The organism is Tibeticola sp., from assembly GCF_022759015.1.
Classification (GTDB): domain Bacteria; phylum Pseudomonadota; class Gammaproteobacteria; order Burkholderiales; family Burkholderiaceae_C; genus Tibeticola; species Tibeticola sediminis.
The window spans coordinates 1-8808 of the sequence record NZ_JAEMQB010000156.1 but is presented as its reverse complement, the minus strand read 5'-3'; the positions used below and the strand labels follow the sequence as shown (position 1 = coordinate 8808).

General features: G+C 68.5%; 8 protein-coding genes. All 8 read right to left on the bottom strand.

What is annotated here, in order from left to right; translation table 11 throughout:
* Window positions 1–923, bottom strand: a 923-nt coding sequence (locus tag JHC36_RS09890) for a M48 family metallopeptidase (protein WP_287918642.1), incomplete at its 3' end; no start/stop codon positions are given.
* A 2-nt stretch (window positions 924–925) separates the two neighbouring features.
* Window positions 926–1681 (bottom strand): lysophospholipid acyltransferase family protein, encoded by a 756-nt coding sequence (locus JHC36_RS09885; RefSeq protein WP_124222588.1) that lies wholly within the window; start codon window positions 1679–1681, stop codon window positions 926–928.
* Between the two features lie 28 nt (window positions 1682–1709).
* Entirely contained in the window at window positions 1710–2234 is a 525-nt protein-coding gene (locus JHC36_RS09880) for an HAD-IIIA family hydrolase (protein ID WP_287918640.1), read from the bottom strand.
* 8 nt (window positions 2235–2242) lie between these two features.
* Complete coding sequence (locus JHC36_RS09875; protein WP_287918638.1) at window positions 2243–2863, bottom strand: hypothetical protein; 621 nt, start codon at window positions 2861–2863, stop codon at window positions 2243–2245.
* Entirely contained in the window at window positions 2860–5007 is a 2148-nt protein-coding gene (gene glyS / locus JHC36_RS09870; protein ID WP_124222594.1) for a glycine--tRNA ligase subunit beta, read from the bottom strand. Before glyS ends, JHC36_RS09875 begins: the two co-directional genes overlap by 4 nt.
* An 18-nt stretch (window positions 5008–5025) precedes the next feature.
* Complete coding sequence (gene glyQ, locus JHC36_RS09865; RefSeq protein ID WP_124222596.1) at window positions 5026–5952, bottom strand: glycine--tRNA ligase subunit alpha; 927 nt, start codon at window positions 5950–5952, stop codon at window positions 5026–5028.
* A 101-nt stretch (window positions 5953–6053) separates the two neighbouring features.
* Window positions 6054–7679, bottom strand: coding sequence for an apolipoprotein N-acyltransferase (lnt, locus tag JHC36_RS09860; protein ID WP_287918636.1), 1626 nt, complete (start codon window positions 7677–7679; stop codon window positions 6054–6056).
* Complete coding sequence (locus tag JHC36_RS09855) at window positions 7654–8562, bottom strand: CorC family transporter (protein ID WP_287918634.1); 909 nt, start codon at window positions 8560–8562, stop codon at window positions 7654–7656. Before JHC36_RS09855 ends, lnt begins: the two co-directional genes overlap by 26 nt.
* Window positions 8563–8808: the final 246 nt, after the last annotated feature.

Sequence of the window (8808 nt, the reverse complement as noted above, 5' to 3'; positions counted from 1 at the left end):
GCGCGCAATGCGCGGTGGTCGGGCAGCACCGAAGCGACGACCGCCCAGAAGCGCGGGCTGTGGTCCATGTGCCGCAGGTGGCTGAGTTCATGCACCACCACATAGTCGATCAGCGCGGGCCGCAGTTGGATGAGGCGCCAATGCAGCCGGATGCTGCCGTCGGCGCTCGCGCTGCCCCAGCGCGTGGCGGCATTCGATAGCGCCAGGCGCGTCGGCCGCACGCCCAGCTGCGGCGCGAAGTGCGCCAGCCGCTCGGTGAAATGCAGCCGCGCCTGTTGCTGCAGCCAGCGCTGCACCACGGCTTGCAGCCGCGCGGGCTCGACTTCGGGCGGCAGCCCCACGCACAAGCGGGCGCGCTCGCCATGGTCCCGAGCTGCTTCGAGCCTCGCCGCCAGCCCCGCCGTCGGCGGGCAGCCTCCAGGGGCGGCGAGCCACACCGGCACGCGCCGCGCGCCCACGGACGCGCGCCGGTCGCAGTCGAGCGCGACTGCATCGCCCAACAGCGGCAGCGGTGCACCATCGCACCATGTTTGTCGCGCGGCGTTGCGCTCGGTCTGGCGAGCCTGCACCTCGACCTGCTTGCGCAAAATCCAGTGCGCCTTGTCCTGCAACACCGCTTCGACCTGCGCCAGCGACACCCCGATCGGCGCGCGCACACGCAGACCCTGCGGGCTCAGACTCAGGCCGATGCTGCGCCGCCGCGCGCGCTCGAGCACATAGGCCACGGGGCGCCCGTCGAGCAGCACCAGGCGCGCGCCCGGAGCAGACGCCTCGGTCGCCCTCAGTGCTTCTTTTTCAGGAGCAACCAACGACCGTTTGACGCTGGCATCCTGCGGTTTTTCCCAAAAATCCGGCAGCCCCCGAGGCGCCGCCAGCGGTTCGCCCACGAGCCAGTCCAGCGCACGTTGCAGCGGGTTGTGCATCGTCAGGCTTGAGCCGGCGGCAGGCCGTAGGCTTCGGGGTCGATGCGGCGCATCTCGGTCTCGATCCAGGTCTCGACCTCCTGCAGCAGCTCCTCCGGGTCGCGGCCGACGCTCGGGATCGGCGCGCCGATGGAGACATCGACGAGGCCGGGCCGTTTGATGAACGCCTTGCGCGGCCACACCTTCGCCGAGTTGACCGCGATCGGAATCACCGGCGCGCCCGTGGCCACCGCCAGCCGCGTGCCGCCGCTCTTGTACTGGCCCTTCTGGCCGCGGGGGATGCGGGTGCCCTCGGGGAACATGATGATCCAGATGCCTTGCGCGAGCAGCTTCTGCCCCTGTTCGACCACCTTGCGGAAGGCCTGCGCACGCTGTCCACGATCGATGTGAATCATGTCGAGCCGGCCGATCGCCCAGCCGAAGAACGGTACGTAGAGCAGTTCCTTCTTGAACACGAAGGCCAGCGGGTGGGGCATGATGACCGGCAACAAAAAGGTCTCATAAGTCGACTGGTGCTTGACCAGCAGGATCGCCGGGCTCGTCTCGCCCGTGGGCAGGTGTTCCATGCCGTGCACGCGCCAGCGGATGCCGCAGATCACCCGCGCCCCGACGATCACCAGCCGCAACCACGCGCGAGCCACCCGGTACAGCGGCAGGCCCCGCACGCCCACGGCCGCGCCCGCAAGGATCACGAGCGCATACGGAATCACGGTCACGAACATCCAAACGGCGTGGATCAAGGAACGTATCAAGGCCATGCCGAAAACTCCTCAAAACCGGGAACGCTCAGCGGCCAGTGGCCGCCAGCAAATGATTGACCACCGCCTCGAGGCTGTCGAAACGTGTCGCGTCGATCGGCGCCGCTCCGTCCGCGCGCCACACGCCGTGGACCCGCAAGCCCGCGGCAGCCGCCGCCTGCGCGTGGCGCTCGGTCGACGAGACGACGTTGACGTCCTCGGGCTCGAGCGCATAGCGCTCGACGAGGTCGCGAAACAGACCGCCCGACGGGAAGGCGCAATCGCAATCGTCCTCTGGGGCGTGCGGGCAAAAGAAAATGGCGTCGATCCGACCGCCCAAAGCGGCCAACCGGCCCAGGATCTGCGCATGCATCGCCTGCACGCTGCCCATGTCGAACAGGCCGCGCCCGAGGCCTGAGAGCTCGAGCGCCAGCGCCACCCGATAGCCGGCATGGTGCAGCCGGGCCGCCGCTTCGAGCGCCCCTGGCAAGGCCTGCCACGCCGCAACGCCCCCGGTCGGTTCCTCGATCGGCGCGCACAAGACCCCGTCGCGCTCGAGAACGATGAGCTTCATGCCGCTGATTATGGCAACCCCGCCGCCGCAGCGGGGCCAGGCAGAGGCAAGCGCTCCACCGTGTAGCCGCGCACGAACACGCCCCACCAGCGCCCGCGCACCCGCTGCAGCGACAACTGCGCACCCACCGGCACGCCGGCAGCAGCCGGGTCGTCGACCCGCATCCGGTAGGGCCGCGACTCGCCGGCAAGCCGCAGATACCAGTCGACGCCACCGGCGCTGCGCGTGCTCGGCGCCACCGGCCGCGCGGCCAGCAGTTCCGCCTGCACCGCCGGCACGGGTTCGAGCTGCGCCCGGTTGAACTCGCGCGCCGCCATCGCCGCGGCGCCGCCTAGCCACAGCACCACCCAAATCCCAGCCAACCCACGCGCCAGCCAGCCACGTCGCTTGGCGATCCAGGCCAGCGCGATCAAGCCTACGGGCGTGAGCAGCCACGGTGCGAAGTAAGCCCAGACGTCCGCAACACTTTCGACGACGGGCGCGGGCTCGAGCGGCCACAGCGGCTCGGCCGCCGCCCCATCGTCGACACGCAGGCCCCAGCGCACCGCCATGAACACCAGCGGCGGCAACAGAGCCAGCCACAGAGCGCGCGAACGCGGCCCTTCCCCGACCCGTGCGTCGGCGCTCACGCGGCCAACCGAGAGAGATCGGCGACCTGGTTCATCGCCTGATGCAGCCGCTTGAGCAGCCCCTGCCGGTTGAGCCGCAAGTCCAAGGCCTCGGCGTTGACCATCACATCGTCGAAGAAGGCGTCGACCGGCCCGCGCAGCGCCGCGAGCGTGCGCAAGGCGCCGGTGTAGTCGCCCGCTTCGAACAGAGCGCGTGCTTCGGGCTCGAGCCGCAGCATCACCTCGTAGAGCGCGCGCTCGGCGTCCTCCTGCAGCAAGGCCGGGTTCACATGCGGATCGACATCGCCCGCCTTCTTGAGGATGTTGGCGATGCGCTTGTTGGCCGCTGCCAGCGCCGCCGCCTCGGGCATGGCGGCAAACGCCCGCACCGCAGCGAGGCGCCCCGGAATCTCGGCCAGCCGCTGGGGCCGCAGCGCCAGCACCGCATCCACTTCGCTGCTGCGGTAGCCCTGCTCGCGCAGCAACCCGGCGATGCGCTCGAAGATGAAGGTCTCGAGCTCGACCGTGGCCCGGCTGCGGTCAAACCCTTCGATACCGGCGAACACGCGCGCCGCCGCATCCAGCAAGGCGTCGAGCGCCAGCGGCAGCGCCTTCTCGGTCAGCATCCGCACGACGCCGAGCGCATGGCGCCGCAAGGCGTAGGGGTCTTTCTCGCCCGTGGGCAGATTGCCGATGCCAAACATGCCCGAGAGCGTCTCGAGCTTGTCGGCCAGCGCGACCACGGTGCCCACGGTGTTGCGCGGCAAGGCGTCGCCCGCAAACCGCGGGCGGTAATGGTCCTCGATCGCGTCGGCCACCGTCTCACCCAGCCCATCGGCGAGCGCGTAGTAGCGGCCCATCGTGCCTTGCAACTCGGGGAACTCGCCAACCATGTCGGTCAACAAATCGGCCTTGGCCAGTTGGGCGGCGGTGTCGATCGCGCCGGTGGTGTCGGCGTCGAGGCCGAGCTGGGCCGCCACTCCTGCGGCAATCGCGCGCACGCGCTCCACCCGCTGCCCCTGCGTGCCGAGCTGGTTGTGGTAGACCACCTTGGCCAGGCCCGGCACCCGGGCCGCCAGCGGCATGCGACGGTCCTGCTCGAAGAAGAACTTGGCGTCTGCCAGCCGCGGCCGCACGACCCGCTCGTTGCCGCCGATGACGGCGCTCGGATCGTCGGGCGTGATGTTGCTGACCACCAGAAAACGGTTCGTCAGGCGCTGCTCCCCGTCGACCAACGGAAAGTATTTCTGGTTCGCCTTCATCGTGAGGATGAGGCACTCTTGCGGCACTTCGAGGAAGGCCTCATCGAAGCCGCAGACGAGCACGTTGGGCCGCTCGACCAAACCGGTCACTTCTTCGAGCAGGGCTTCGTCCATCAACACCTCGAAGTTCGGCCCGAGCTGCTCGGCCGCGCGGGCGAGCTGCTGCGTGATGGCAAAGCGCCGGTCGTCGAAGCGGGCGATCACCGCGCCGTCGCGCAACAGGGTTTCGGCATAAGCGTCGGCATGGGGCAGTTCGACCGGATCGACCGCCGCTTCGAAGCGGTGCCCGTGCGTGTGCCGCCCCGCCGTCAGGCCCAGCGCCTGCACGGGCACGACCGCATCGCCGTGCAGGGCGACGAGTCCGTGCGCGGGGCGAACGAAATGCACCGTGCTCCAGCCCGGCAAGGCGCAGTCGCGCTCGAGCTGATAGCTCATGACTTTAGGGATCGGCAAATTCGCGATGGCCTCGTTGAGCGCCTTTTGCAAACCGACGTCGAGCGAGGCGCCGGTGACGAGGCTGTCGTAGTACAGCGCCTCGGCCTTGCCGTCGCTGGCACGCCGCAGCAAGTTCAGCACGCGCTCGGGCTCGCTGACATCGACGCCGAGTGCGGCGAGCTTTTTCAGCAGCGCGGGCGTCGGCCGACCCGCAGCATCGAGCCCGACCGAGACGGGCATGAGCTTTTGCTGCACGGGCTGGTCGGCCGCCTTGCGAAAGACATGCGTGATGTGCGCGGCCAGCCGGCGCGGCGACGCGAAGGGCGTGGTGACCGAGTCTTCGGCCAGCAGCCCTTGCTTGCCCAGCGCGTCGCGCAACCCTGCGGCAAAGGCTACGCCCAGCCGGCGCAGGGCCTTCGGTGGGAGTTCTTCGACGAACAACTCGACGAGTAGGTTTTCGGTGGTCATGGTGTTCGGTCCTGCCGCTCAGGCGGCGTGTTCTTTTTTGGGCAGCTGCGCCACCCATTCGCGCGGCGCCATCGGGAAGTCCAGGCGCTCTCGGCTCTCGTAGTAGCTCTGCGCCACGCTGCGCGCCAGGTTGCGGATACGGCCGATGTAGGCGGCGCGTTCGGTCACTGAAATCGCGCCGCGGGCGTCGAGCAAGTTGAAGGTGTGCGCGGCTTTGAGCACCTGCTCGTAGGCGGGCAACGCCAGGCGCTGTTCCATCAGGTACTTGGCCTGCTTCTCGTGCGCGGCAAAGGCCGAAAACAGGAAGTCGACGTCGGAGTGCTCGAAGTTGTAGGCCGACTGTTCCTGCTCGTTTTGGAGGTAAACGTCGCCATAGGTCAGACGCCGTCCGTCCGGACCCTCGGTCCACACCAGGTCGTAGACATTGTCCACGCCCTGCAGATACATCGCGAGCCGCTCGAGGCCGTAGGTGATCTCACCCGTGATGGGCCGGCAATCGATGCCGCCCACTTGCTGGAAATAGGTGAACTGGGTGACCTCCATGCCGTTGAGCCAGACCTCCCAGCCCAGACCCCAGGCGCCGAGCGTGGGGTTCTCCCAGTCGTCTTCGACGAAGCGGATGTCGTTCTTCTTCAGATCGAAACCCAGCGCCTCGAGCGAGCCCAGGTAGAGCTCGAGAATGTTGGACGGCGCGGGCTTGAGCACGACTTGATATTGGTAGTAATGCTGCAGCCGGTTGGGGTTCTCGCCATAGCGGCCGTCTTTCGGGCGACGGCTCGGCTGCACATAGGCCGCGCGCCAGGGCTCGGGTCCGATCGCGCGCAAGAAAGTCGCGGTGTGGCTCGTGCCCGCGCCGACTTCCATGTCGTACGGCTGCAGCAGCGCGCAGCCCTGCTCGCCCCAGTAGGACTGCAGTTTCAAGATGAGTTGCTGGAAGGTGAGCATGGTGACGAAGGACGCACCCCGCGCAGGGGCCGTCTCAATTGGGGAGGTGATCCGTTGGAATCCGCCAGCGCCAGACATCGCGGCGGTCGAAGGCTCGAATTTTAGGCGACACCCCGGGGGCGGCAGCCCCAAAGGGCGACCGCGAGCAGCACCCCGAAGCACACCAGCGCCAGCGGCCACAAACCCCAGGCCGCAACCCAGCGCGCATAGGGCGTGCGCCCCACGCGGCCGTCGAAGCGCGCCTCGAGCACGCCGCGGGTCAGCGGCTCGAGCATCGCCTGCACGCGCCCGCGGTGGTCGATGACGGCCGTGACGCCGGTATTCGTCGCGCGCAACATGGGACGCTCGAGTTCGAGCGCGCGCAGCCGCGAAATCTGCAGATGCTGGGCCAGCGCCACGGTGTCGCCAAACCAGGCGATGTTGCTGAGGTTCACGAGCGCCGTCGGGGCCGCATCCGCGCGCGCAAAGCGCACCGCGAGTTCCTCACCAAACAAATCCTCGTAACAAATGTTGGGCGCGAGTCGCTGACCCTCCCACTCGAAGGCGCTCGCCTGCAAGGGCCCGCGCCGGAAGTCACCCAGCGGGATGTGCATGAGATCGACGAACCAGCGGAACATCGGCGGGATGAACTCGCCAAACGGCACCAGGTGATGCTTGTCGTAGCGGTAAGGCTGCGCCCGGCCGGGAGCAAGACCCAGCGCCGAGTTCGTATAACCCTCGACCGGATTGCCCAGCGGCAGCCCGATCAGCGCGGCCTGCTCGCCCTCGGCAAAGCGCCGCTCGAGCGCCTCGAAGTAGCCCGGCGGCAACTGCTCCGGCAAGAGCGGGAGGGCCGTCTCGGGCGCCACCACCAGCGACGCGCGGCTGTCGCGCAGCCGCTCGCCGTACCACTGCAAGGCATCGACAATGCCGCGCGCGGGCTCGAACTTCTCACCCTGCTCGATGTTGCCTTGCAGCAGCGCGACCGACATCTCGCCCGCCGAACGCGTAAACGCCGGGCTGGCCAGCGGCAGCAGCGCCACCGCGGCGACCCCGGCCAGCAGCCGAACCGCCGTGCCCACGCCGCCCCCCCGGCCCGCGCGGATCGCGCCCGCCAAGAGCGTCGCCACCACCGCCGCGAGCGCGCCCATGCCGTAAACCCCAAGCCACGGCGCATAGCCGGCCAGCGGCCCATCCACATGCGCATAGCCACCCGCGCCCCAAGGAAAACCCGTCAACAGCCGCCCGCGGGCGAGCTCGGCCAAGGTCCAGGCGGCCGCAAAAATGAGAGCAGCACCGCTCCATTTCATGCCGGGAAACCGCCAAAAACACACGGAAACGACCGCGCCGGCGAGCGCGTAATACAGCGCCAGGCCGCCCGCGAGCGCCCCAACGGCGGCGACCGCCAGCGGCGCCGCAAGGCCACCATACACATGCATGGAGATGAACAGCCACCAGAAAGTCGCCGCCAGCGCCGAAGTGGCAAACACCCAGGCAAGCAGTGCCCCCCGCGCCGCGGCCCGCACCCACCCCGCCGGGGCCTGGGCCGCATCCCGCGTCGCCACGCCGCGCAAGCGATCGACCAGCCAACCGAGGGCGCCGAGCTGCAAGCCCCAAACCGGCTGACCGAGCCCCGGCACCGCAAGCGACCACGCATGCAAGCAGCCGGCACCGGCTGCCCACGCCAGAACGCCGGGGCTCAGCCCACGGCCGACGGCGCCTTCAGCGGCCCGCCCGCCGGTGCTCATGGCTCGCAGCCGCACCCGCGGCAGAGGTCACCGGGCTGACCTTGAACCACCGCACCGCACCGCCGCGCGTGTGCAGCACGGTAAAGCGCAGGCCTGAACGCTCAAACCGCTCCCCACGACGTGGAACGTGGCCCATTTCATGCGCGATCAGCCCCCCGATCGTCTCGAAACGGTCGTCCGCATCGGGATCTTGCAACGTCACGCCAAAGGCCTCCTCGACGCGCTCGACCGGCGTGTCTCCGTTGACGCGCGAACTGCCGTCGGCCATCGCGTAGATGTCGACCGTCTCGTCGTCGGCCTCGTCGAATTCATCCTCGATCTCGCCGACGATCTGCTCGAGCACGTCCTCGATCGTGATCAAGCCCGAAGTGCGGCCAAACTCGTCGACCACCATCGCCAAGTGGTTGCGGTTGTGCCGAAAATCCCGCAGCAAGTCGTTGAGCCCCTTGGTTTCCGGGATGAACAGCGCGGGCCGCAGCAGCGCCCGCAAGCTGAGCTCTGGCGCGCGCTGCAGCTTCAGCAGGTCTTTGGCCATCAAGATGCCGATGATGTTTTCACGCTCGCCCTCGAAAACCGGGAAGCGCGAATGCCCCGTGTCGATCACCTGATGCAACAGTTCATCGAACGGCGCGTCGATGTCGAGCAAATCCATCCGCGGCGCAGCCACCATCACCTCGCCCGCCGTCATCGACGCCATGCGGATCACGCCTTCGAGCATGGCCCGACTCTCGGCGTTGATCACGCGGTTCTCCTCGGCCTCGACCAAGGTCTCGATCAGTTCCTCAGGAGAGTCCGGGCCCGGGTGGATGAATTCAGCCAAACGCTGCAGAAACGAGCGCTTGTCTTCCCGTTGGGGCGAGCGCTCGGGGTGCGGATCGGACACGGATGGGGGTGCAGGACCTGCGGTTGTTGCGACGGCGCTTAGGATAGCGCAATCACCGACCGGTGCCACGGGGCGCGCAGCCGGGGAGACGCCTCAGAGGCTGAGAGGGAATTGGGCGTGCCCGAAGGGGCGCCCCAAAACGCGCCCGAGTAGGCGCAAAGCACAGCCGTAGCTCGGGCTACGGCGCGCATTTGCAACGCCCTCGGGCGTGTTTTGGGGCGTCAAAGCGGGCATGACCAATTCCCT

What these genes read in the sequence shown, in the direction of transcription:
- lnt (WP_287918636.1), bottom strand. Translation starts at nt 7,679, where the DNA reads ATGAGCACCGGCGGGCGGGCCGCTGAAGGCGCCGTCGGCCGTGGGCTG.
- JHC36_RS09880 (WP_287918640.1), bottom strand. Translation starts at nt 2,234, where the DNA reads ATGAAGCTCATCGTTCTCGAGCGCGACGGGGTCTTGTGCGCGCCGATC.
- glyQ (WP_124222596.1), bottom strand. Translation starts at nt 5,952, where the DNA reads ATGCTCACCTTCCAGCAACTCATCTTGAAACTGCAGTCCTACTGGGGC.
- JHC36_RS09885 (WP_124222588.1), bottom strand. Translation starts at nt 1,681, where the DNA reads ATGGCCTTGATACGTTCCTTGATCCACGCCGTTTGGATGTTCGTGACC.
- glyS (WP_124222594.1), bottom strand. Translation starts at nt 5,007, where the DNA reads ATGACCACCGAAAACCTACTCGTCGAGTTGTTCGTCGAAGAACTCCCA.